This window comes from Enterobacter sp. BIDMC93, assembly GCF_001037805.1.
GTDB classification, from domain to species: domain Bacteria; phylum Pseudomonadota; class Gammaproteobacteria; order Enterobacterales; family Enterobacteriaceae; genus Enterobacter; species Enterobacter hormaechei_C.
The window spans coordinates 4,616,765-4,637,510 of sequence record NZ_KQ089962.1; the positions used below are offsets into that span (position 1 = coordinate 4,616,765).

At 55.8% G+C, this 20,746-nt stretch carries 24 protein-coding genes; 8 read left to right on the forward strand and 16 right to left on the reverse strand.

Features of this window, described 5'->3' with window-relative positions; all coding sequences use genetic code 11:
* The first annotated feature begins 26 nt into the window (after window positions 1-26).
* The gene (locus SK58_RS21540) at window positions 27-584 is read left to right on the forward strand and encodes a YtfJ family protein (RefSeq protein ID WP_048220413.1); all 558 of its coding nucleotides are present in this window, start codon (window positions 27-29) and stop codon (window positions 582-584) included.
* Here SK58_RS21540 and cysQ read toward each other — a convergent pair.
* Window positions 578-1,318 carry a 3'(2'),5'-bisphosphate nucleotidase CysQ gene (cysQ, locus tag SK58_RS21545; protein ID WP_015572488.1) on the reverse strand — a complete coding sequence of 247 codons (741 nt, stop codon included), beginning with the start codon at window positions 1,316-1,318 and terminating at the stop codon, window positions 578-580. The two genes, SK58_RS21540 and cysQ, sit on opposite strands and share 7 nt — an antisense overlap.
* A gap of 190 nt (window positions 1,319-1,508) precedes the next feature.
* Here cysQ and SK58_RS21550 point away from each other — a divergent pair, with 190 nt between their 5' ends.
* The gene (locus SK58_RS21550) at window positions 1,509-3,452 is read left to right on the forward strand and encodes a bifunctional 2',3'-cyclic-nucleotide 2'-phosphodiesterase/3'-nucleotidase (protein ID WP_048220414.1); all 1,944 of its coding nucleotides are present in this window, start codon (window positions 1,509-1,511) and stop codon (window positions 3,450-3,452) included.
* 93 nt (window positions 3,453-3,545) lie between these two features.
* Here SK58_RS21550 and SK58_RS21555 read toward each other — a convergent pair whose 3' ends face one another.
* Entirely contained in the window at window positions 3,546-3,932 is a 387-nt protein-coding gene (locus tag SK58_RS21555) for a winged helix-turn-helix transcriptional regulator (RefSeq protein ID WP_032671494.1), read from the reverse strand.
* 84 nt (window positions 3,933-4,016) lie between these two features.
* Between SK58_RS21555 and SK58_RS21560 the strand changes: the two genes are divergently transcribed.
* The 3 genes from SK58_RS21560 to SK58_RS21570 all read left to right on the forward strand — a co-directional run bounded on the left by SK58_RS21560 (window position 4,017) and on the right by SK58_RS21570 (window position 6,812).
* The gene (locus tag SK58_RS21560) at window positions 4,017-4,865 is read left to right on the forward strand and encodes an SDR family oxidoreductase (protein WP_017383937.1); all 849 of its coding nucleotides are present in this window, start codon (window positions 4,017-4,019) and stop codon (window positions 4,863-4,865) included.
* An 81-nt stretch (window positions 4,866-4,946) separates the two neighbouring features.
* Window positions 4,947-5,771: an AraC family transcriptional regulator gene (locus SK58_RS21565; protein ID WP_017694662.1), complete on the forward strand. Its 825-nt coding sequence runs from the start codon at window positions 4,947-4,949 to the stop codon at window positions 5,769-5,771.
* A gap of 75 nt (window positions 5,772-5,846) precedes the next feature.
* Window positions 5,847-6,812 (forward strand): DMT family transporter, encoded by a 966-nt coding sequence (locus SK58_RS21570; RefSeq protein ID WP_017383939.1) that lies wholly within the window; start codon window positions 5,847-5,849, stop codon window positions 6,810-6,812.
* Between the two features lie 79 nt (window positions 6,813-6,891).
* Here SK58_RS21570 and SK58_RS21575 read toward each other — a convergent pair whose 3' ends face one another.
* Window positions 6,892-8,541, reverse strand: a complete 1,650-nt coding sequence (locus tag SK58_RS21575) for a methyl-accepting chemotaxis protein (RefSeq protein WP_048220415.1) — start codon at window positions 8,539-8,541, stop codon at window positions 6,892-6,894.
* A 245-nt stretch (window positions 8,542-8,786) separates the two neighbouring features.
* On the opposite strand from SK58_RS21575, the gene ytfE reads away from it, so the two are divergent.
* On the forward strand, window positions 8,787-9,449 hold the full coding sequence (gene ytfE, locus SK58_RS21580; protein ID WP_015572484.1) for an iron-sulfur cluster repair protein YtfE: 663 nt from the start codon (window positions 8,787-8,789) through the stop codon (window positions 9,447-9,449).
* 86 nt (window positions 9,450-9,535) lie between these two features.
* Here ytfE and cycA read toward each other — a convergent pair whose 3' ends face one another.
* Window positions 9,536-10,945, reverse strand: coding sequence for a D-serine/D-alanine/glycine transporter (gene cycA / locus SK58_RS21585; RefSeq protein ID WP_015572483.1), 1,410 nt, complete (start codon window positions 10,943-10,945; stop codon window positions 9,536-9,538).
* 314 nt (window positions 10,946-11,259) lie between these two features.
* Window positions 11,260-11,880, reverse strand: coding sequence for an FKBP-type peptidyl-prolyl cis-trans isomerase (gene fklB / locus SK58_RS21590; RefSeq protein WP_008502892.1), 621 nt, complete (start codon window positions 11,878-11,880; stop codon window positions 11,260-11,262).
* Window positions 11,881-12,111: 231 nt separating this feature from the next.
* On the opposite strand from fklB, the gene SK58_RS21595 reads away from it, so the two are divergent.
* Complete coding sequence (locus SK58_RS21595) at window positions 12,112-12,750, forward strand: OapA family protein (RefSeq protein ID WP_015572481.1); 639 nt, start codon at window positions 12,112-12,114, stop codon at window positions 12,748-12,750.
* A gap of 46 nt (window positions 12,751-12,796) precedes the next feature.
* Here the strand turns inward: SK58_RS21595 and SK58_RS21600 are convergent, their stop codons facing one another.
* The 5 genes from SK58_RS21600 to rpsF all read right to left on the reverse strand — a co-directional run bounded on the left by SK58_RS21600 (window position 12,797) and on the right by rpsF (window position 15,318).
* Entirely contained in the window at window positions 12,797-13,726 is a 930-nt protein-coding gene (locus tag SK58_RS21600; RefSeq protein WP_045350204.1) for a DMT family transporter, read from the reverse strand.
* A 152-nt stretch (window positions 13,727-13,878) separates the two neighbouring features.
* Complete coding sequence (gene rplI, locus SK58_RS21605) at window positions 13,879-14,328, reverse strand: 50S ribosomal protein L9 (RefSeq protein ID WP_006810372.1); 450 nt, start codon at window positions 14,326-14,328, stop codon at window positions 13,879-13,881.
* 41 nt (window positions 14,329-14,369) lie between these two features.
* On the reverse strand, window positions 14,370-14,597 hold the full coding sequence (rpsR, locus tag SK58_RS21610; RefSeq protein WP_000135199.1) for a 30S ribosomal protein S18: 228 nt from the start codon (window positions 14,595-14,597) through the stop codon (window positions 14,370-14,372).
* 4 nt (window positions 14,598-14,601) lie between these two features.
* Window positions 14,602-14,916, reverse strand: coding sequence for a primosomal replication protein N (gene priB / locus SK58_RS21615; protein ID WP_003856035.1), 315 nt, complete (start codon window positions 14,914-14,916; stop codon window positions 14,602-14,604).
* Window positions 14,917-14,922: 6 nt separating this feature from the next.
* On the reverse strand, window positions 14,923-15,318 hold the full coding sequence (gene rpsF / locus SK58_RS21620) for a 30S ribosomal protein S6 (protein WP_003856034.1): 396 nt from the start codon (window positions 15,316-15,318) through the stop codon (window positions 14,923-14,925).
* 340 nt (window positions 15,319-15,658) lie between these two features.
* On the opposite strand from rpsF, the gene yjfY reads away from it, so the two are divergent.
* On the forward strand, window positions 15,659-15,934 hold the full coding sequence (gene yjfY / locus SK58_RS21625) for a DUF1471 family protein YjfY (RefSeq protein WP_017383944.1): 276 nt from the start codon (window positions 15,659-15,661) through the stop codon (window positions 15,932-15,934).
* Window positions 15,935-16,068: 134 nt separating this feature from the next.
* On the opposite strand, the gene SK58_RS21630 is transcribed toward yjfY, so the two are convergent.
* From SK58_RS21630 to ulaA, 6 genes are read right to left on the reverse strand one after another with little or no spacing between them, the layout of a single operon-like run.
* Window positions 16,069-16,755 (reverse strand): L-ribulose-5-phosphate 4-epimerase, encoded by a 687-nt coding sequence (locus tag SK58_RS21630; RefSeq protein ID WP_032620832.1) that lies wholly within the window; start codon window positions 16,753-16,755, stop codon window positions 16,069-16,071.
* Entirely contained in the window at window positions 16,748-17,608 is an 861-nt protein-coding gene (locus SK58_RS21635) for an L-ribulose-5-phosphate 3-epimerase (RefSeq protein ID WP_015572478.1), read from the reverse strand. Before SK58_RS21635 ends, SK58_RS21630 begins: the two co-directional genes overlap by 8 nt.
* 9 nt (window positions 17,609-17,617) lie before the next feature.
* Window positions 17,618-18,268 carry a 3-keto-L-gulonate-6-phosphate decarboxylase UlaD gene (ulaD, locus tag SK58_RS21640; RefSeq protein WP_017383946.1) on the reverse strand — a complete coding sequence of 217 codons (651 nt, stop codon included), beginning with the start codon at window positions 18,266-18,268 and terminating at the stop codon, window positions 17,618-17,620.
* A gap of 12 nt (window positions 18,269-18,280) precedes the next feature.
* Entirely contained in the window at window positions 18,281-18,748 is a 468-nt protein-coding gene (gene ulaC, locus SK58_RS21645) for a PTS ascorbate transporter subunit IIA (RefSeq protein WP_023302961.1), read from the reverse strand.
* Window positions 18,749-18,757: 9 nt separating this feature from the next.
* The gene (gene ulaB / locus SK58_RS21650) at window positions 18,758-19,063 is read right to left on the reverse strand and encodes a PTS ascorbate transporter subunit IIB (RefSeq protein WP_003856022.1); all 306 of its coding nucleotides are present in this window, start codon (window positions 19,061-19,063) and stop codon (window positions 18,758-18,760) included.
* 12 nt (window positions 19,064-19,075) lie between these two features.
* Entirely contained in the window at window positions 19,076-20,476 is a 1,401-nt protein-coding gene (ulaA, locus tag SK58_RS21655; protein WP_015572475.1) for a PTS ascorbate transporter subunit IIC, read from the reverse strand.
* Window positions 20,477-20,746 lie beyond the last annotated feature (270 nt).

The following is a 20,746-nucleotide window of genomic DNA, read 5'->3' on the forward strand; positions in this document are numbered from 1 at the left end:
TCACCTGCTAACAATAAGGAAACACCATGACCCTACGTAACCTCCTGGCAGCAGCTTGCCTGTTGCTGCCGCTGATGGCTTCCGCACACAACATTGAAAAAGGACAACGTGTCCCGCCGGTCGGGATTGCTGACCGGGGAGAATTGATTCTCGACAATGATAAGTTTAGCTATAAAGCCTGGAATAGCGCGCAGCTTACGGGCAAAGTGAGAGTTGTACAACATATTGCCGGGCGTACATCCGCTAAAGAGAAAAACGCTACCCTCGTGGAAGCGATCAAGGCCGCAAAACTCCCGCACGATCGCTACCAGACCACCACCATCGTGAACACCGACGACGCGATTCCCGGCTCCGGGATGTTTGTGCGCTCAAGCCTTGAGAGCAATAAGAAGCTCTATCCCTGGTCGCAGTTTATTGTCGACAGCAATGGCATGACGCGTAAGGCGTGGCAGCTGGAAGAGGAGAGTTCAGCGATTGTCGTGCTGGATAAAAACGGTCGCGTACAGTGGGTTAAGGACGGCGCGCTGACGCAGGATGAGGTGCAGCAGGTGGTTGCCCTGCTGCATAAGCTGCTGACTCAGTAAAGTGACACCCGGAAGCCCGGATTCAGGAATGACTCGCGCGGGGTGTAGTCCAGTGGCTTACCCTGCCAGTCATGCACATGCGCGCCAGCCGCCGCCGCCACCGCATGCCCTGCCGCCGTATCCCAGACGTTCGTCGGCCCGAAACGGGGGTACAGCTGCGCCTGCCCTTCCGCCACCAGACAGAACTTCAGCGACGAGCCAATCGACGTCGTCTGGTGTTCCCCCAGCTGTTGCAGGTACTCCTCCAGCTCGCTGTCACTGTGCGAGCGGCTGATCACCACCAGCGGAGGACGGGCATCACGCACCTGGATCTGCTTACGCACGCCGCACTCTTCCTTCCAGGCTTTACCTTCCGCCGCGCTGTACATCACCTTCATCACCGGGGCGTAAACCACGCCAAGCACCGCTTTTCCTTTTTCAATCAGGGCGATGTTGACGGTGAATTCACCGTTACGCTTGATAAACTCTTTCGTGCCGTCCAGCGGGTCGACAAGCCAGTAACGCTGCCAGTGCTGACGTTCATCCCAGCTCTGGGGCGCTTCTTCAGAAAGGACCGGAATATCCGGCGTCAGGGCCTGCAAACCTTTCAGGATCACCGCATGCGCCGCGATATCCGCCGCCGTCACCGGGGAGTCATCCGCTTTGCTGACAACATCCATCGGTTTCGCACCGTCGTACACCTGCATAATGGCATCACCCGCATCCCGTGCGAGCTGACAAATTTTATCTAACATTCTCCACCTCTTCGTTAACGCAGTGGGCATAACTTATTGTTTTAGTTATATCGTAATGTGAACAATTCCGCTATCTGTGAAGCAATTCTGGTTTCAGCACCCTTTTTTCTGGCAGCATTCACACTTCTGTAAGCAACAAATACTACATACATATTCTTTTGTGGCTTGGATCGAAAAAAGGACTCCTCAGATGATTAAGTTTAGCGCAACGCTCCTGGCAACGCTGATTGCGGCAAGCGTTCAGGCAGCGACGGTGGATCTCCGTATTCTGGAAACCACCGATCTGCACAGCAATATGATGGACTTCGATTACTACAAAGATACCCCTACGGAAAAATTCGGACTGGTACGCACGGCAAGTTTGATCAACGCCGCCCGCGGTGAAGTGAAAAACAGCGTGCTGGTCGATAACGGGGACTTAATTCAGGGCAGTCCGCTCGGCGACTACATGGCGGCGAAGGGGCTGAAAAAAGGCGAGGTCCACCCTGTCTATAAAGCGATGAACACCCTGGATTATGCGGTTGGCAATCTGGGCAACCACGAATTTAACTACGGCCTGAAATACCTGCACGACGCGCTGGCAGGGGCAAAATTCCCGTACGTTAACGCCAATATCATCGACGTTAAGACGAAGAAGCCGCTCTTTACCCCTTATCTGATTAAAGAGACCGAGGTTGTCGACCAGGACGGTAAAAAACAGACGCTGAAAATCGGCTATATCGGTTTTGTGCCGCCGCAGATCATGACGTGGGATAAAGCCAACCTCGACGGGAAAGTGACCGTCAACGACATTACCGAAACCGCGCGCAAATACGTGCCGGAGATGCGGGCGAAAGGGGCGGATGTGGTCGTCGTCGTGGCGCACTCTGGCCTCTCGGCCGACCCGTATCAGGTGATGGCTGAGAACTCCGTGTACTATCTCAGCCAGGTGCCGGGCGTGGATGCGATCCTGTTTGGTCACGCCCACGCCGTCTTCCCGGGCAAAGATTTCGCTGATATCAAAGGCGCGGACATCGAAAAAGGGACGCTCAACGGTGTGCCATCGGTGATGCCGGGCATGTGGGGCGACCACCTTGGCGTGGTGGATCTGGTGCTGAATAACGACAGCGGAAGCTGGAAAGTCACGCAGTCGAAAGCGGAAGCGCGTCCGATCTACGACGCAGCGGCCAAAAAATCTCTGGCAGGGGAAGATAAAAAGCTGGTCGACGTCCTGAAGCATGACCACGACGCGACGCGTGAATTTGTCAGCAAGCCGATCGGTAAATCGGCTGATAACATGTACAGCTTCCTCGCGCTGGTACAGGATGACCCGACCGTGCAGGTAGTCAACATGGCGCAGAAAGCCTATGCGGAGCACTATATTCAGGGCGATCCGGATCTGGCAAATCTGCCGGTACTGTCTGCCGCGGCGCCATTCAAAGTGGGCGGCCGGAAGAACGATCCGGCCAGCTACGTTGAGGTGGAAAAAGGCCAACTGACCTTCCGTAATGCCGCCGATCTCTACCTCTATCCCAACACCCTCGTGGTGGTGAAAGCTACCGGGAAAGAGGTGAAGGAGTGGCTGGAGTGCTCTGCCGGGCAGTTCAACCAGATCGATCCGCACAGCAGCAAACCGCAGTCGCTGATTAACTGGGACGGTTTCCGCACCTACAACTTCGACGTGATCGACGGCGTGGAATATCAGATTGACGTTACCCAGCCCGCGAAATATGACGGCGAATGTCAGGCCATTAATCCGCAGGCAGAACGTATCAAAAACCTGACCTTCAACGGCAAAGCGATTGATCCGAATGCCACTTTCCTGGTGGTGACCAACAACTACCGCGCCTATGGCGGCAAGTTTGCCGGTACGGGTGACAGCCACATCGCCTTTGCCTCGCCGGATGAGAACCGTTCGGTGCTGGCGGCGTGGATCAGCGCGGAGTCGAAAAAGACGGGTGAAATTCATCCGGCGGTGGATAACAACTGGCGACTTGCGCCGATCCACAGCGACACTAAGCTGGATATTCGCTTTGAGACATCTCCGTCCGATAAAGCAGCCGCGTTTATCAAGGATAAGGCGCAGTATCCGATGCAAAAGGTCGCGACGGATGATATTGGGTTCGCGATTTATCAGGTGGATTTGAGCAGGTAGCGATGATTGTGCCGGGTGGCGGCTTCGCCTTACCCGGCCTACCCGCAATCCTCGATCCCGTAGGCCGGGTAAGCGCAAGCGCCACCCGGCATTTCATGCCGCACGCTCTTCCCGGTTTGCCATCACCTGCGGCGTATTGACCTCAATCCAGTCGGCCAGCGCGGCCACCTTCTCGCTTACCTCCCGCCCCAGCGGCGTCAGGCTATACTCCACATGCGGCGGCACGACCGGATACGACACGCGATCGACAAACCCGTCATGTTCCAGCGCCTGTAAAGACTGAGCCAGCATCTTCTCGCTGACGCCGCCCATCTTGCGGCGCAGATCGCTGAAGCGATGCGTCCCCTGACGTAACGCTACCAGGATCAGCACGCCCCAGCGGCTGGTTACGTGTTTGAGCACCTCCCGTGACGGGCACTGTTCCGCAAAGAGGTTGCCATCGCGCATTTGCTCGCTGAGCGTTGGTATTGTTGTTTTCATACTTACCTTTTTGTACGTACTTACTAAAAGTTAGTTATGGTGATAGTGTGCCACAACACCAGACAAACACGAAGGAGATTCATCATGATCGCGATTACCGGCGCAACCGGCCAGCTTGGCCAACACGTTATTGAAGAACTGCTGAAAACCGTTCCAGCCAGCCAGATCGTGGCTATTGTGCGTAACCCGGCGAAAGCCGAAGCGTTGCGTCAGCAAGGGGTCGTTGTGCGTCAGGCGGATTACACCGATGAAGCCGCATTTACCACCGCGCTGAACGGCGTGGATAAACTACTGCTCATCTCCTCCAGCGAAGTGGGCCAGCGTGCCGTACAGCACCAGAACGTGATAAACGCCGCCAAAGCCGCCGGGGTGAAATTCATCGCCTATACCAGCCTGCTGCATGCTGACAAATCTCCGCTGGGTCTGCACGTTGAGCACGTCGAAACCGAAAATGCCCTGGCGGCCTCCGGCGTGCCTTACGCTCTGCTGCGCAACGGCTGGTACACCGAAAACTACCTGGCAAGCGCGCCGCCAGCGCTGGAACACGGCGTATTTATGGGTGCCGCAGGCGAAGGCAAAATTGCCTCTGCGACCCGTGCGGATTACGCGGCGGCGGCAGCGAAAGTGATTTCTGAAGAGGGTCATGCCGGCAAGGTGTATGAACTGGCGGGTGATAATGCCTGGACGCTGAGCGAACTGGCTGCGGAACTGAGCAAGCAGAGCGGTAAGCCGGTAACGTATCAGAACCTCAGCGAAGCCGATTTCGCCGCTGCGCTGAAGGGCGTTGGTCTGCCTGCCGGGCTGGCGGAGATGCTGGCGGACTCCGACACCGGCGCGTCCAAAGGCGGCCTGTTCGACGACAGCCGTACCCTGAGCAAACTGATCGGCCGCCCAACCACATCACTGGCGGAAAGCGTCAAAGCCATCCTGTAGTTGTTAAAAATTGGTTATTTTTTGTGGCATCCCCTCGGGTCATCTCTGATAATGAAGCGATGACCCACAAGGAGGCTCACCGTGCAAGGCGTACCGGAACAGTTCACTGATGAGAGAGACAGCGCGCGCTTTCGCCATCTGGCGCAGCTGCCGGGCCTGGAGCTTTATCACGCCCATATCTCTGACTACGCCTTTGAGCCTCACACTCATGAAGCCTTCGGTATCGGCACCATCGAAACCGGTGCCGAACGCTTCCGCTATCGCGGTACCCAGCATCTTGCCGCGGAAAAATCCGTCGTGACCATGAACCCGGACGAGATCCACACCGGGGAATCCGCCACCGAAGGCGGCTGGCGCTACCGGATGGTCTACATCGAACCCGACCTGCTGGAAGAGGTCACCGGCCTGCGTCACTGGTGGTTTAATGACGTCACGCGCCACGACCCTTTGCGCTCGCAGCAGATTGGCCGGTTAATTTACGGCTTGTGGCACACCAACGATCCGCTGGCGCAGAAGGGGCTGCTACTGGATTTGATTCAGACTTTTCAGCCACTGGCCCATCATGCGCCGGTGGTGCAGGAGGCCGCGCACCGCTTCGAACGCGTTCGCGATTATCTGCACGACAACTATATGCGCTCGCTGACCCTGGACGAGCTGGCTAACGTTGTCTCGCTCAGCCCGTACCATTTTCAGCGCCAGTTCAAAGCCCATTTCCACGTTACGCCCCACCAGATGCTGATGGCCATCCGGCTGTGGCGCGCAAAAGCATTCCTCACCCACGGCATGCCTGCCGCCGAGGTGGCCGCCGCGACCGGGCTGACCGATCAGTCGCATTTAACCCGCGCATTCACCCGTCGCTACGGCATCACGCCCGTGCGCTACCAGAAACAGGTTATGCCGCGCTAATGCGCAACCTCATACAATACGCGCGCGTTTTGCCCTCCTACACTGATCGCAAAGTGAATCAAGATGGATGGAAAAATGATTAGCGGCGTGTTGTATGCCCTGCTTGCGGGTTTGATGTGGGGGCTGATTTTTGTCGGCCCGCTGATTGTGCCGGAGTACCCGGCAATTTTGCAGTCGACCGGACGTTACCTGGCGCTGGGGCTGATTGCCGTGCCGCTGGCGTGGCTGGGGCGCGCGCGTCTGCGTCAGCTGGGCCGCCAGGACTGGCTCACCGCGCTGGCGCTGACCATGATGGGTAATCTGATCTACTACGTCTGTCTGGCGAGCGCCATTCAGCGCACCGGTGCGCCGGTGTCGACCATGATTATCGGCACGCTACCGGTGGTCATCCCGGTTTTCGCGAACCTGCTTTACAGCCAGCGTGACGGCAAACTGGCGTGGTCAAAAATGGCGCCCGCTCTGGTCTGCATCGCCGTGGGGCTGGTGTGCGTGAATATTGCCGAGCTTCGCCACGGCCTCGAAAACTTCAGCTTGTGGCGTTACGGTTCAGGGATCTTTCTGGCGTTTATCTCGGTTGTCTGTTGGGCCTGGTATGCCCTGCGCAACGCACGCTGGCTGCGGGAAAACCCGGATAAACATCCGATGATGTGGGCGACGGCGCAGGCGCTGGTCACCCTCCCTGTCTCGTTGCTGGGCTATGTGGGCGCGTGTGTCTGGCTGGGTAGCCAGCAACCGGCATTTACCCTGCCCTTCGGACCGCGCCCGTGGGTATTCGTCGGGTTAATGGTCGCCATTGCCGTGCTCTGTTCGTGGGTGGGCGCGCTGTGCTGGAACATTGCCAGCCAGAAGCTGCCGACGGTGATACTGGGGCCGCTGATTGTCTTTGAGACGCTGGCAGGGCTGCTCTATACCTTCCTGATGCGTCAGAGCGTGCCGCCGCTGCTAACGGCCTGCGGGATCGCGCTGCTGGTCGTTGGGGTGGTGATTGCGGTGAGAGCGAAGCCGGAAAAACCGATGGTCGTTCCGGCGTCGGAGGGGTGAGCTTTTCGCCCAGCGGCGCTTCGCTTGCAGGGCCTACAAACCGTAGGCCGGGTAAGCGTCAGCGCCACCCGGCACAGTATCAGAACGTTTCCCAGTTCGCTTCAGACGCCGCCGCGAGGGGCTGCGCTTTAGGTGCATAGGTCTTAACCGGCGCGGCTTTCACCGCCTGGTTGCGGGTGATCTTAAACACCGCCACCGCGTCGTTCAGGCGTGCAGCCTGATCTTCCAGCGCCGCCGCTGCCGCCGCAGACTCTTCCACCAGCGAGGCGTTCTGCTGGGTGACGCGATCCATCTCCGCCACCGCCTGACCCACCTGGTCGATACCGCGGCTCTGTTCGTCGGAGGCCGACGCAATCTCACCCATGATGTCCGTCACGCGCGTAACCGCATTGACGATCTCCGCCATCGTCGCGCCCGCTTCATTTACCAGCTGAGAACCCGCGTTGACGCGTTCGCCGGAATCATCGATCAGCGCTTTGATCTCTTTCGCCGCCTGCGCGCTGCGCTGCGCAAGGGTACGCACCTCGCCCGCGACAACCGCGAAGCCACGTCCCTGCTCGCCCGCGCGCGCCGCTTCTACCGCCGCGTTCAGCGCCAGAATATTGGTCTGGAAAGCAATGCCGTCGATCACGTTAGTAATTTGCGCGATTTTGCTGGAACTGGTGGCGATTTCGTCCATGGTGCGCACAACGCCCTCGACCACGTTACCGCCCTTCTTCGCGGTGGAGGAGGCGTCCAGCGCCAGACGCGACGCCTGACGCGCGTTATCGGCGTTTTGCTTCACGGTGGCGGTTAACTGTTCCATGCTGGCTGCCGTCTCTTCCAGAGAAGCGGCCTGTTGCTCGGTACGAGAGGAGAGATCGTTGCTGCCCGCCGAGATTTCACCCGCGCCGGTGTAGATGGTATCAGCGCCTTCACGCACCACGCCCACCGTGTTGGCCAGCGCAGTCTGCATCTCCTGAACGTTGCGCGCCAGGATCGCCATTTCATTTTTACCCTCAGCCTGAATCGGCAGGGTTAAATCCCCTGCGGCAATGGCGCGGATATGGTTGATCACCTCTTCCAGCGGCAGCAGCAACACACGGCGCATCGCAATCCAGCTGGAAATAATCACCGCGATCACCAGCAGCATCACCGCAGAAAGGATCCACAGAATGCGTTTGTAGTCGCTTTCATTGTCCTGGATACCTTTGGCGGTCAGCGCGGCCTGCGCCTCACGCCACTCGCGATAAACCTTTTGCATCGCGGTCTGCTTCTGTTCGGCATTTTGTTTGAACATATCTTCCAGATTGCCCTGCCCCAGCAGAACGTTCATTTGCGTCAGCGTGGCGGAGTAGACGCGGTATTGCTCTTCCAGACGATCGGCCAGGTGCTCGTCCATACCCGGCGTTTCCGGCAGCGCGTAGTATTTATCGTAATGGGTCTGGGCATCGGCCAGCAGGTTTTTCGCGGTATTGACCAGCTCGTTCAGCTGCCCGCCGTTAATCTGCGACGCCATGCTGCTTTGCAGGCGCAGCATGCCGCGGTTGAGAGTGACGCGCGCCTGGTTCAGGCTGATCCAGGCGTCGGTAAACTCCGCGACGTTCTGGCTGGAAAGCTGAGAAACGGTGAAGTTCTCTTTATCGTTATTGAGTGCGTTAATGAAAATGCCAGCGGAGATCAGCTGCATGATGCCGAGCACAAGCAGCACCGAAATCAAAAGAGTAATGACTTTTATACGTTTAAACATGCGTTGCCTTTTTTATATACAGGTATTGTCTGACCTGTATCTATCGGCACGTGCGGCAGGTTGTTTACTGTTTCTCCACCTTTAAAAACTTTCGAAAGCCCTTTTCTACATTCAATCAGCAAGTTAAAAGCACGCTTTTTTTGTGATCCCCTTCTCATTTTCACCCTTGCCTCTAAAGGGTTATAGTATCCACCTAAAGATGCATTTAAAATGCATCTTATATTCCTGATGATGAGGTAACTGTTATGGCCTTCCGCGACCAACCCTTAGGCGAGCTGGCGCTCTCCATCCCTCGCGCTTCTGCGCTGTTCCGTAAATACGATATGGATTACTGCTGCGGTGGTAAGCAAACGCTGGCGCGCGCAGCGTCGCGTAAAGAGCTGGATGTGGAGGCTATCGAAGCGGAGCTGGCTCAGCTGGCTGAACAGCCTGTCGACAAAGACTGGCGCACCGCGCCGCTGGCTGAAATCATTGACCATATCATTGTGCGTTACCACGATCGTCACCGCGAGCAGCTGCCGGAGCTGATTTTACAGGCGACCAAAGTTGAACGCGTTCATGCCGATAAACCTTCCGTACCGCGCGGCCTGGCGAAATACCTGACCATGCTGCACGAAGAACTTTCCAGCCACATGATGAAAGAGGAGCAGATCCTCTTCCCGATGATCAAACAGGGCATGGGCAGCCAGGCCATGGGGCCCATCAGCGTGATGGAAAGCGAACATGATGACGCCGGCGAACTGCTGGAAGTGATCAAACACACCACCAACAACGTCACACCGCCGCCAGAAGCGTGCACCACCTGGAAAGCCATGTACAACGGCATTAACGAGATGATCGACGATCTGATGGAACACATTAGTCTTGAGAATAACGTTCTGTTCCCGCGTGCATTATCGGGTAAATAAAAAAGCCCGGTGGCGCTAGCGCTTACCGGGCCTACAACATCCGCGAACCTAGGCCGGGTAAGCGTCAGCGCCACCCGGCAACATGCTTAGCGCATGCCCGCCATACGTTTCTTACCGATAAATAGCCAGCCCAGCCCCAGCGCGATAAACCACAGCGGCGTGACCATCAGCGCCTGTCGGGTATCTTCTTCCAGCGTCAGCAGCACCAGCACGAAGACAAAGAACGCCATGCACACCCAGCACATCAGCTTGCCCAGCGGCATCTTGTAGATCGACTTCTCGTGCAGGTGTGGACGCTGCTTGCGGTACACCAGGTACGAGCAGAGGATGATGGTCCAGACGAACATAAACAGGATCGCCGACACCGTGGTGATCATGGTGAACGCGCCGATTACGCTCGGGTTGACGTAGAGCATCACCACACCGCCCAGCAGACAGATGCAGGAGAAAGTCAGCCCTTTCGCCGGTACCGCGCGTTTAGACAGTTTGGCAAACGCGCTCGGAGCAACGCCCTCCTGCGCCAGGCCGAACAGCATACGGCTGGTGGAGAAGACGCCGCTGTTCGCGGAAGAGGCCGCAGAGGTCAGCACCACGAAGTTAATCAGGCTCGCGGCAGCAGGCAGCCCCACCAGCACGAACAGCTCGACGAACGGGCTCTTGGTTGGCACCACCGAGCTCCATGGCGTCACGGACATAATGACGATCAGCGCGAACACGTAGAACATGATGATACGCAGCGGAATGGAGTTGATCGCGCGCGGCAGGGATTTCTCCGGATCTTTGGTTTCCGCCGCCGTGGTACCGACCAGCTCAATCCCGACAAACGCAAACACCGCAATCTGGAAGCCGGCAAAGAAGCCGCTGATACCTTTCGGGAACCAGCCGCCGTCATTCCACAGATGGGCAAACGAGGCCTGTACGCCGGTTGGCGACTGGAAGTGCGTCAGCACCATCACCAGCCCGACGACAATCAGCGCGATGATGGCGACGATTTTGATCATCGCGAACCAGAACTCCATCTCACCGAACATTTTAACGGTGGCGAGGTTCAGGCTCAGCAGCAGAACAATCACCGCCAGCGAAGCCACCCAGTCCGACAGGCCGGGGAACCAGAATTGGGCGTAGGCCGTAATAGCGACAACATCCGCCATGCCGGTAACCACCCAGCAGAACCAGTAGGTCCAGCCGGTAAAATAGCCCGCCCACGGGCCGAGCAGGTCTGACGCGAAGTCGCTGAAGGATTTGTATTCGAGATTCGAGAGCAGCAATTCACCCATTGCACGCATCACGAAAAAGAGCATAAAACCGATGATCATATAAACGAAGATGATCGACGGGCCGGCAAGACTGATGGTTTTGCCCGAGCCCATAAACAGCCCGGTGCCGATGGCTCCACCAATGGCAATAAGCTGAATGTGACGGTTCGTGAGATTTCGCCGTAGCGACTGTTCAGACGTCGCCTCTTCTGCGGCGGCGACTTTGACCTGATCTACCATGTGATATTTTCCTGTTTATGCCTGTCTGTGTTGTTAAGGCTCTTCTGGCCTTTATATACGCCAAATAAATGACGGACCCTGTGTAAGGACTAATCGATAGTAGGTAAGAATCGGCGGGATGAATACTATGATTTGAATATTATGTTAATAATATGTTGAAAGTGAGTGTCATATCACTCATACAGCGCGAAACAGCTCACAAAAATACACGTAACAGTTTCGTTTGCAATACAAAATGTTGATTTCGTCGTAACTCCGGGTTTTATCGCTATTTTCCTCTCCCCGATCGGAGAGAGGAAAATAAGAAAAACCGATTACAGGATTTCCAGCAGCTCGACTTCAAACACCAGGGTGCTGAATGGCGGAATGGACGCGCCAGCGCCACGCTCGCCGTAAGCCAGGTTGTGCGGGATAGTGAGTTCCCATTTGGAACCTACTGGCATCAGGGTCAGGGCTTCGATCCAGCCTGCGATAACGCCGTTGACCGGGAACTCAGCCGGTTCGCCACGCGCGACGGAGCTGTCGAACACGGTACCGTCGATCAGCTTACCGGTGTAGTGTACGCGAACGTGGTCGGTACGCGCCGGGATTGCGCCATCACCCTGATTGATTACGCGGAACTGCAAGCCGGACTCGGTGCTGTTCACGCCTTCACGCTCGCGGTTCTCTTCCAGATATTTCACGCCTTCTGCCGCCATCTCTTCGAAACGCGCGCGACGTACGGCGTCAGCACGTTCGTGGATTTCACGCAGTGCACGGTGCACAACGTCAACCGGCACAGCGGGCTGCTTGCCTTCCAGCGCGTCAGCGATACCCGCCACCAGCGCTTCCGGTAACAGACCTTCCAGGCCGGATTCGCTCAGCTGCTGTCCTACCTGCAAGCCGATGCCGTAGCTTGCCTGCGCTTCGATAGTGTCAAAAGTCGGGGTGGTCATGGGTTTTCCTTCCATCACATTTAAAGTAGCGGGCAGCATATCAGCCATGCCCTTATGGGTAAAACTTTGTCTTAAGTAAAGGTGACAAACTGCGACGAAACGGAAACAATAGTAGCCGTCAGGATTTTCCCTAATATATGTCACGAAAGCTGGCTTTGTTACGCCCATCAGGCAGTTAGCAAACTACACTTCTCAGGACAGGATAAAAAGACGCGGAGCAGGAGGAGAGCCATGCCCGGGCGATTTGAACTGAAACCTACCCTGGCGAAAATCTGGCATGCGCCGGATAACTTTCGCATCATGGACCCGCTGCCGCCTTTGCACCGCAGAGGCATTATTATCGGCGCGTTGCTGATCGTCATCGGCTTCCTGCTTCCTTCCGGCAGTGACAACGTTGATACCGCGCCGGTCAGCCGGAATGCTGAGCTGGATATCCAGTCGCAAAGCCAGCCGCAGCCTGATTCACAGCCGATGCAGACGCAGCTGGTCACACCGTCTAACGATCCGGGCCAGGTTGCGCCGGTTGAACCTGAACCGGTTCAGGAAGATCAGGAGCAGGCCGCCGCCCCTTCAGAGCCACAGGCGCAACAGCCCACCGGCATTGAGCAGCAGTGGCGTTCGTATCGCGTAGAGCCTGGGAAAACTCTTGCCCAGCTGTTCCGCGACCACAATCTGCCAGCAACGGATGTGTATGCCATGGCGCAAGTCGAGGGGGCAGGCAAACCGCTCAGCAACCTGCAAAATGGTCAGATGGTGCAGATCCGCCAGAATGCCAGCGGGGTGGTGACCGGGTTAACGATCGATACCGGAAACGGGCAGCAGGTACTGTTTACCCGCCAGCCGGACGGCAGTTTCATCAGAGCACGTTAATGGCCCAGGCCGGGTAAGGCGATGCCGCCACCCGGCACTTTTGTTCTCAGGCACGCCGTTTATTCACCCACCCGATCCCCGAGCAGACCAGCACCAGCGCAATCGCGTATTTGATGTCCAGAATGTTTTCGCCGAGGAAGATGGCGGAGAGCACCGTCCCTGCTACAGGTATGACAAAGTTGAACGGGGCAATCATACTCACGCGGTTTACTTTCAGCAGCGCGCTCCACAGGGCGAACGCCACGGATGAGAGCAGCGTCAGATACCCCAGCACGGCGACGGCTTTCATGCTGTGCACCTCCAGCGTCCCGCCCGTGGCATAGCCTCCCGCAACCAGTGCCGCCCCGCCTATCCCCAGCTGCCAGCCAGTCATCACCGTCGGGTCAACGGTCTGGGAAATGCGTTTCCCGTAAAGCGTGGCCGCAGAGAGAATAAAGGCGGCCAGCACCACAAATCCGTCACCTTTCCAGACAAACTGGAACTCACTTAACCCGCTGTGGAAGTTCACCAGCATAACCCCGGCAAAGCCCAGAACACATCCCAGCGTTTTGTTATAGCTGAGTTTGTCGTTGTGGTAGATAAAGTGCGCCAGCAGCACGCTGAAGAAGGTCCCGGTGGCATTCATGATGGAGCCGTTCACCCCGGTCGTGTAGGCCAGGCCGATATAAAAGAAGGTGTACTGGAGGGAGGTCTGGGTCAGTCCGAGGATCGTGAGCTGGCCAAACTGCGTGGGCGTGAGCCTGCCAATCGGCTTTCGCTGGGCCAGGGCAAAAAGCAGCAGCAACGCGCCGGCAAACAGAAAACGGTATCCGGCAAAGACGACTTTGGAGGGGATATCATCGGTCGCGATCTGAAAGAGTTCGTAGCCACTTTTAATGGCCGGGTACGAGCTTCCCCAAAGCAGACAGCAGAGCGTGGCGCAGGCATAGGCCACATTGCGACGGGCAAAGACGGGCGTGGGCAGAGCAGTATCCATGACAAATCTCATAAATAAAATTGCGTTTCAATTTATTATCAGAGAATGCGTCAGGAATAGCGACCTTACAAGAGCAAAAGATGACGCAGGGTCACGCTAAAAAGCAAAACGCCGGCACAAGGCCGGCGCTTCGACGCGAGCAGAGTAAAAAATTACTCAGCTACTACGTTAACAACCAGTTTAGCGAACACTTCGCTGTGAACCTGGAAGTCAACTTCGTGCTCACCAGTGGTACGCAGAACGCCGTTCGGCATACGAACTTCGCTCTTAGCCACTTTAACGCCTGCCGCAGTAACTGCATCAGCGATATCGCGGGTACCGATGGAACCGAACAGTTTACCTTCGTCGCCAGCTTTAGACGCGATAGTAACGGTGCCCAGTGCGTTGATTGCTTCAGCGCGAGCGTTAGCAGCCGCCAGAACGTCAGCCAGTTTGGCTTCCAGTTCAGCACGACGTGCTTCGAAAAACTCTACGTTTTTCTTAGTAGCTGGAACAGCTTTACCCTGTGGAACCAGGAAGTTACGAGCGTAACCCGCTTTAACGTTTACCTGATCACCCAGGCTGCCCAGGTTTGCTACTTTATCAAGCAGAATAACTTGCATTACCTTATCCTCTTAAAGTCGTATTAATGGACCGTGCCCGATTACTGATGACGATCAGTGTACGGCAGCAGAGACAGGTAGCGAGCGCGTTTGATAGCGCGAGCCAGCTGACGCTGATATTTTGCACGAGTACCGGTGATACGGCTTGGGACAATCTTACCGCTTTCGGTGATGTAGTTTTTCAGCGTTGCGATATCTTTATAGTCGATCTCTTGAACGCCTTCCGCGGTGAAACGGCAGAACTTGCGACGACGGAAATAACGTGCCATATGGCTAGTCTCCAGAATCTATCAAATCAATCTGCTCGGCATGCAGAACCATTTTGCTCAGGCCGTTCTTTGCCTTGTGGCAAGAAATGAACCCCTGAACGATTACTGCGCTACCGACCGTTAAACTGTGAGTAATGGCCTGGTTTTCGTGTCCGCTAATAATTACGGGCATTTGGCACCACGCCTGCCGGTGAAACCCGGCTTCCTCTTGCACAGAACGATGCTCAAGCACGAACTGGCAATGCGGAATTCCTGATGGGCTGACCTTTCGAAGGGGGGTCCTGCACACGGTGCCGGACAACACCAGACGGTTGGTCATCAGAAATTACTCTTCAGAATCCCCAGCATCAGAATCATCTGCGGTTTCGTTTGCGAAATCATCGCGACGCTCACGGCGCTCGTCTTTCGCTTTAACCATCGGAGATGCTTCGGTCACTGCGTGTTTGGTACGCATAACCATGCTGCGGATAACGGCATCGTTGAAGCGGAAGGTAGTTTCCAGCTCATCGATCACTTCCTGCGGAGCTTCAACGTTCATCAGAACGTAGTGTGCTTTGTGCAGTTTGTTGATCGGGTAAGCCAGCTGACGGCGGCCCCAGTCTTCCAGACGGTGGATCGTGCCTTCTGCACCAGTGATGGCAGCAGAGTAACGCTCGATCATGCCCGGAACCTGTTCGCTCTGGTCAGGGTGGACCATAAAAACGATTTCGTAATGACGCATCGAATTGCTCCTTACGGATTATTCAGCCTCCTGTCTGGGTCAGCCGAGGCCCGGGGAGGCAAGGAACGTGTTAAAGGTCGGCTGAAAAATTGACGCGTCATAATACTTGCGCCCCCCAGGAAACTCAAGCTGATTGCACAAATAATTCGCACAAAGGGTAAAGCTGTTCTAAGTGGGTGATTTAAAATCGCACTCATCAGAAGCGCTGTTTTTTTGAACAACACCATCAGAAATGGTCACCCATCGCAATCCGGGTAGCGATTACACTTTAATCAGAGACACGGAACAGAGAAGGAGAACATTACCCCGTATCACAGCACGCAGTCGTGGAGCGCATATCATGAAAAGAATCGCAATCGCCATTTTGGCTGCGCTTTTGCTCAGTGCAAACGCGATGGCAGCCATCAGAATAGACAGCCAACAGGCCAGAAACATGGATGATGTGCAGAGCTTAGGCGTTATTTACATCAATCATAACTTCGCCACTGAAAGTGAAGCAGATCAGGCGCTTAATGAAGAAACCGATGCGCAGGGCGCAAAATACTATCACGTCATGCTGACACGTGAGCCCGGCAGCAACGGTAATATGCACGCCAGTGCAGATATTTACCAGTAACGCTTTATCGCTAGCACCAGGAAAGCCAACGAAAATCAAAGCCATATATAATTTGCCCCCTGCCCGGGGGCTTTTTTATGAATGGCTCCGGAATACCACCGGTTACAACTGTTTCGGTATTCCAGAGCACTTATTCACTTCTGCCCGTAATAAGCATTCGGGCCATGCTTACGCATGAAATGCTTGTTCATCAGGTAATCATCAATGCCCTGAAGCTGTGGGTTAATGCCGCGCGCAATCCACGCCATTCTGGCCACCTCTTCCATCACCACCGCGTTATGCACGGCGTCATGCGCATCTTTACCCCAGGAGAACGGACCATGCTGGTACACCACAATACCCGGCGTATGCAGTGGTTCCGTCTCACCCAGCGTTTCGATAATGACCCTGCCGGTGTTAAGTTCGTACTCGCCTTCGACCTCAGCCTGCGTTAACGCTCGCGTGCAGGGAATATCGCCGAAGAAGTAATCTGCGTGCGTCGTACCCAAAGCAGGGATCGCCAGCCCGGCCTGTGCCCAGGCGGTGGCGTGCGTGGAATGGGTATGCACAACGCCCCCCAGAGACGGGTAACGCTGATACAGCGCCAGGTGGGTTGCCGTATCAGAAGAAGGGCGCCATTTGCCTTCAACGACGTGTCCTTCCAGGTCAACCACCACCATATCGTCCGCTTTCATGGCGTCATAGGCCACGCCGCTCGGCTTAATCACCACCAGCCCCTGCTCGCGATCGATGGCGCTTACGTTGCCCCAGGTAAACGTCACCAGTCCACAGCGCGGGAGATCCATATTGGCTTCATAGACCTGCTGTTTCAGCTTAAGCATGTTCCGCCTCCATCAGCCCTGCCCGCGCCATGCGCTCGCGCACCCAGTCCCGGGCTTTCGCCACTTCTGCCGCCGGGTCGTCCGCGGTTTCGCTCCACATCTCAATCAGGTAAGGCCCGCAATAACCTGTCTGTTTGAGCGTCTGGAAGCACCGTTCGAAATCCACCACCCCGGTGCCGAACGGTACGTTTTTAAACACGCCAGGACGGGTATCTTTAACGTGCACCGCCACGATATGCCCGATGCCCGCCTGAAGCTCCATCTGTACGTCGTTATCCCATGCCGACAGGTTTCCGATATCCGGATAAAGCTGGAACCATGGGTTGTTCAGATAGTGCGCATAGCCCAGCGCCTTGCTGATGGAGTTCATCAACGGATAATCCATGATCTCCATCGCCAGCGTCACCTGCGCACGGCTTGCCATCTCAACGCTCTCTTTCAGGCCCTCCCGGAAACGACGGCGCGTTTCATCGTTGGCTTCCTGATAGTAAACATCGTAACCCGCCAGTTGGATCACGCGGATGCCGACATCCTGTGCAAAGCGAATGGCTTTACGCATGATCTCCAGCCCTTCGGCGCGTACAGCATCATCTTCGCTGCCAAGCGGAAAACGACGATGAGCGCTCAGGCACATGGATGGCACGCGCACGCCGGTTTCGGCAATGGCGCTCACCAGCGCCAGACGCTGGTCGCGACGCCAGTCCAGGCGAGAAAGACGCTCGTCCGTCTCATCCACCGACATTTCGACAAAATCGAAACCCAGCTGCTTCGCCAGCTGCAACCGCTCCAGCCAGCACTCCCCCGCAGGGAGTGCCTTTTCATAGATGCCAAGCGGGACCTGTTTTGACAACATACCCGCTCCTTAACCCCAAAGCTGAGCGATTGAGCGTTTGAACTGACGCGCCGCTTCCACCGGAGACGCAGCATCACGAATGCTACGACCGGCAATAAAGACGTGAATCGGGATACCCTGGAACAGCGGCAGATCCTCCAGCGCCAGGCCACCGGTGACGGTCACTTTGAAGCCCATATCGGCCAGACGTTTGATCGCGCTGATATCGGCTTCGCCCCACGCCACGCCTGCGGCCTGCGCATCACGGCTACGGTGATAAACCACCTGCTGGATACCCGCTTCGCGCCACTCCTGCGCCTGCTCCCAGGTCCAGAAACCAGTCAGTTCAATCTGCACGTCGCCGTTGAACTCTTTCGCCACGTCCAGCGCGCCTTTCGCGGTGTTGATATCCGCACAGCAGATCACGGTGACCCAGTCGGCGTTGGCTTCAAAGCACATGCGAGAGAGGATTTTGCCCGCGTCGGCGATTTTGGCATCCGCCAGCACGATTTTATGCGGATAGAGCGCCTTCAGGTCACTAACCGCACGAACGCCTTCGCCCACGCACAGAATGGTGCCGACTTCGATGATGTCCACTTCTTCCGCAATCAGACGGGTGGTTTCGTAAGCGTGAGACAGAGTCTGGTTATCCAGCGCGACCTGCAACATTGGTAATGACATTTTCAATTCCTCTTAAACGGCCGCCGCAGTGGCGTTATCAATTAAATCCAGCACGTCCTGCGCGGTACGACAGGCGCGTAAACGGTCAAAATTAGCTTCATCATCAAACAGATTGACGATCTGCATGATCCCCACCTCCTGGTGGGTGTTGGCATCGACAGCCGCCATGGTGATCAGAATGTCGACCGGGTCGTTATCTTCGTGGTTGAACACCAGTGGTTTTTTCAACGTCACCAGCGCAAAACCGGTTTTCTTGACGCCCTCTTCGGGACGGCCATGCGGCATTGCCAGCCCCGGGGCAATCACAAAATAGGGTCCAAACTGCGCCACGCCATCCAGAATGGCCTGGTAATAACGCGGCTCGACAACGTCCGCCTTAACCAGCAGGTCCACGCCCAGCTTCACCGCTTCCTGCCAGGTGCTGGCTTCGGCCTGTAAAAGGATGGAGTTATTCTCTGCCAGCGAATCACGTAGTTTCATGTGGCATCCTTACTTCACGTCTTGTGGGAAGTGTTCTTTGATCACTTCCAGCAGCTTTGGCCCGAAATCCGCAGGCGACAGCATGTTGCGTACGCCTACCACGTATTTGTTGCCCGACACGCTAATCTCGCCGGCAATGTGCGTTGAGGCGATGATGATGTCCGCGCCATTCAGTTCACTTTTGTATTCACCCACTGCGCAGCTGTTCACCGTGTGGTCAATGTTTGACTGGGTTAAAAACTGGTCCACTTTCATCTTCATGATCATGGAGCTACCTTGCCCATTGCCACACACAGCCAGGATACGTACGGTCATAATCGAAACTCCTTAATGAGCAGACACTTCTGCTGTTTGTTTTTCTGCATCTTCTTCAGCCCGCAGCGAACGGCCAGCGAAGAACATATAAGCCAGGGCAATCAGGATGATGACGGCCATAAAGACCAGCCCGACGGACGCAAAGCCCTGCATCATCGGCGGCGCCAGAATTGACCAGTCCGCCATGCCCATCCAGGCGCTCATGCCAGTGAGCTTGACCGCCCACACGCACCCGAAGATTTCAACCATGCCCATCACCAGGCAGATCTTGAGCGCTGCGCGCCATCCGCCGAAGTGGTTAGCAAACACGCCAATAGTGGCGTTGGAGAAGAACATCGGGATAAAGCCAGGAATAATCAGGATTGAGGAGCCACAGCCCACCAGGATGCCGACCGCAATCAGCTGGCCGATGGTGCCCCACATAAAGCCCCAGACGACGGCGTTTGGCGCAAAGCTATAGATAGCCGCACAGTCAATCGCCAGCACCGCGCCAGGGATCAGGCGCTGGGAGATGCCGTTAAACGCTTCCGACAGTTCAGCGACGAACATACGCACGCCCTGGGTGATGATGAAAATGGCCACAGCGAAGGAGAAACCGGTTTGCAGGATATAGACCGTCCAGTGGGTTTTACCCGCCATCGCCTGCACCACGTCAATGCCAAAGGAGAGCAGGATGGCACCGAAGAAGATGGTCATCACAATTGCCGTGGAGACGATGTTGTCGTGGAAGATATTCAGCCAGCCAGGCAATTTGAGGTCTTCAACACTCTCCTCTTTTTTGCCCAGGTACGGCGCAACTTTGTAAGCAATCCAGGAGGCGAACTGCTGCTGGTGACCGATGGAGAAGCCGCAGCCGTCCGTAACGTCCTGCGTTGGCTTATACATCATGTTGGAGGTGATGCCCCAGTAAAGCGAGACCAGTATTGCCGTGCAGATGACGGTGGTCCACATTGGGTAGCCGAAGATATAGAGAGAAACCGCAATCAGCCCCGCCTGCTGGAACATGATGTGCCCGGTGAGCATGATGGTGCGAATACCGGTGATGCGGCGCAGGAGCACGTAAATGATGTTCAGCGCCAGCGCGAGCAGTACCGCATACCCAACCCAGCTGTACGCATCCCCCATACGATCGATGGTGGCCATCATGGACGCGTAAGTGTCAGAGATGGCGCCGTTAATGCCGTACACCTCTGACATTTTGGCAACAACCGGCTTAAACGTGCTGGTCAGAATGCCAGACCCCGCCTGCAACAGCATAAAACCAATGATGGTTTTGATGGTGCCTTTGATAATCACGCTGACGCTTTTGCGCAGCAGGATGTACCCCAGGCACGTCACGATACCCAGCAACAGCGGGGCGTTGGTCATTACCTGATTAAAGAACACGGTAAAGACGTTGTAGAGGATCTCCATAACTCTCTCCAGAAAATGAGAACACGAGGGGCAATCCCTGTGTGGTTGGTGTCATCACTCTATTAATCACAAATAATCATCACAAGATTGCATTTGATTATTTGTGACGGATCACGCAATTTATTTCCATGGTATTAGTAATGATTTTCACTACCAATCCAAACAAATAAATAAATTCTTAAATTTCAATACATTAATCATTTATAATGGTTATCTTAACAACGTCATGAAGTTTTTTCTGTGAGGTGGCGAGGGGAATTTTCCGCAAAT

Excerpts from the sequence above, each read along its gene's own strand:
- ulaC (WP_023302961.1), bottom strand. The coding sequence starts at position 18,748 with ATGAAACTACGTGATTCGCTGGCAGAGAATAACTCCATCCTTTTACAG.
- SK58_RS21635 (WP_015572478.1), bottom strand. The coding sequence starts at position 17,608 with ATGTTGTCAAAACAGGTCCCGCTTGGCATCTATGAAAAGGCACTCCCT.
- SK58_RS21630 (WP_032620832.1), bottom strand. The coding sequence starts at position 16,755 with ATGCTTAAGCTGAAACAGCAGGTCTATGAAGCCAATATGGATCTCCCG.
- rpsF (WP_003856034.1), bottom strand. The coding sequence starts at position 15,318 with ATGCGTCATTACGAAATCGTTTTTATGGTCCACCCTGACCAGAGCGAA.
- ulaA (WP_015572475.1), bottom strand. The coding sequence starts at position 20,476 with ATGGAGATCCTCTACAACGTCTTTACCGTGTTCTTTAATCAGGTAATG.
- SK58_RS21570 (WP_017383939.1), top strand. The coding sequence starts at position 5,847 with ATGATTAGCGGCGTGTTGTATGCCCTGCTTGCGGGTTTGATGTGGGGG.
- cycA (WP_015572483.1), bottom strand. The coding sequence starts at position 10,945 with ATGGTAGATCAGGTCAAAGTCGCCGCCGCAGAAGAGGCGACGTCTGAA.
- SK58_RS21575 (WP_048220415.1), bottom strand. The coding sequence starts at position 8,541 with ATGTTTAAACGTATAAAAGTCATTACTCTTTTGATTTCGGTGCTGCTT.
- SK58_RS21600 (WP_045350204.1), bottom strand. The coding sequence starts at position 13,726 with ATGGATACTGCTCTGCCCACGCCCGTCTTTGCCCGTCGCAATGTGGCC.
- rpsR (WP_000135199.1), bottom strand. The coding sequence starts at position 14,597 with ATGGCACGTTATTTCCGTCGTCGCAAGTTCTGCCGTTTCACCGCGGAA.
- SK58_RS21560 (WP_017383937.1), top strand. The coding sequence starts at position 4,017 with ATGATCGCGATTACCGGCGCAACCGGCCAGCTTGGCCAACACGTTATT.
- ulaD (WP_017383946.1), bottom strand. The coding sequence starts at position 18,268 with ATGTCATTACCAATGTTGCAGGTCGCGCTGGATAACCAGACTCTGTCT.
- ytfE (WP_015572484.1), top strand. The coding sequence starts at position 8,787 with ATGGCCTTCCGCGACCAACCCTTAGGCGAGCTGGCGCTCTCCATCCCT.
- SK58_RS21550 (WP_048220414.1), top strand. The coding sequence starts at position 1,509 with ATGATTAAGTTTAGCGCAACGCTCCTGGCAACGCTGATTGCGGCAAGC.
- cysQ (WP_015572488.1), bottom strand. The coding sequence starts at position 1,318 with ATGTTAGATAAAATTTGTCAGCTCGCACGGGATGCGGGTGATGCCATT.
- SK58_RS21540 (WP_048220413.1), top strand. The coding sequence starts at position 27 with ATGACCCTACGTAACCTCCTGGCAGCAGCTTGCCTGTTGCTGCCGCTG.
- yjfY (WP_017383944.1), top strand. The coding sequence starts at position 15,659 with ATGAAAAGAATCGCAATCGCCATTTTGGCTGCGCTTTTGCTCAGTGCA.
- rplI (WP_006810372.1), bottom strand. The coding sequence starts at position 14,328 with ATGCAAGTTATTCTGCTTGATAAAGTAGCAAACCTGGGCAGCCTGGGT.
- SK58_RS21595 (WP_015572481.1), top strand. The coding sequence starts at position 12,112 with ATGCCCGGGCGATTTGAACTGAAACCTACCCTGGCGAAAATCTGGCAT.
- priB (WP_003856035.1), bottom strand. The coding sequence starts at position 14,916 with ATGACCAACCGTCTGGTGTTGTCCGGCACCGTGTGCAGGACCCCCCTT.
- ulaB (WP_003856022.1), bottom strand. The coding sequence starts at position 19,063 with ATGACCGTACGTATCCTGGCTGTGTGTGGCAATGGGCAAGGTAGCTCC.
- SK58_RS21555 (WP_032671494.1), bottom strand. The coding sequence starts at position 3,932 with ATGAAAACAACAATACCAACGCTCAGCGAGCAAATGCGCGATGGCAAC.
- fklB (WP_008502892.1), bottom strand. The coding sequence starts at position 11,880 with ATGACCACCCCGACTTTTGACACTATCGAAGCGCAGGCAAGCTACGGC.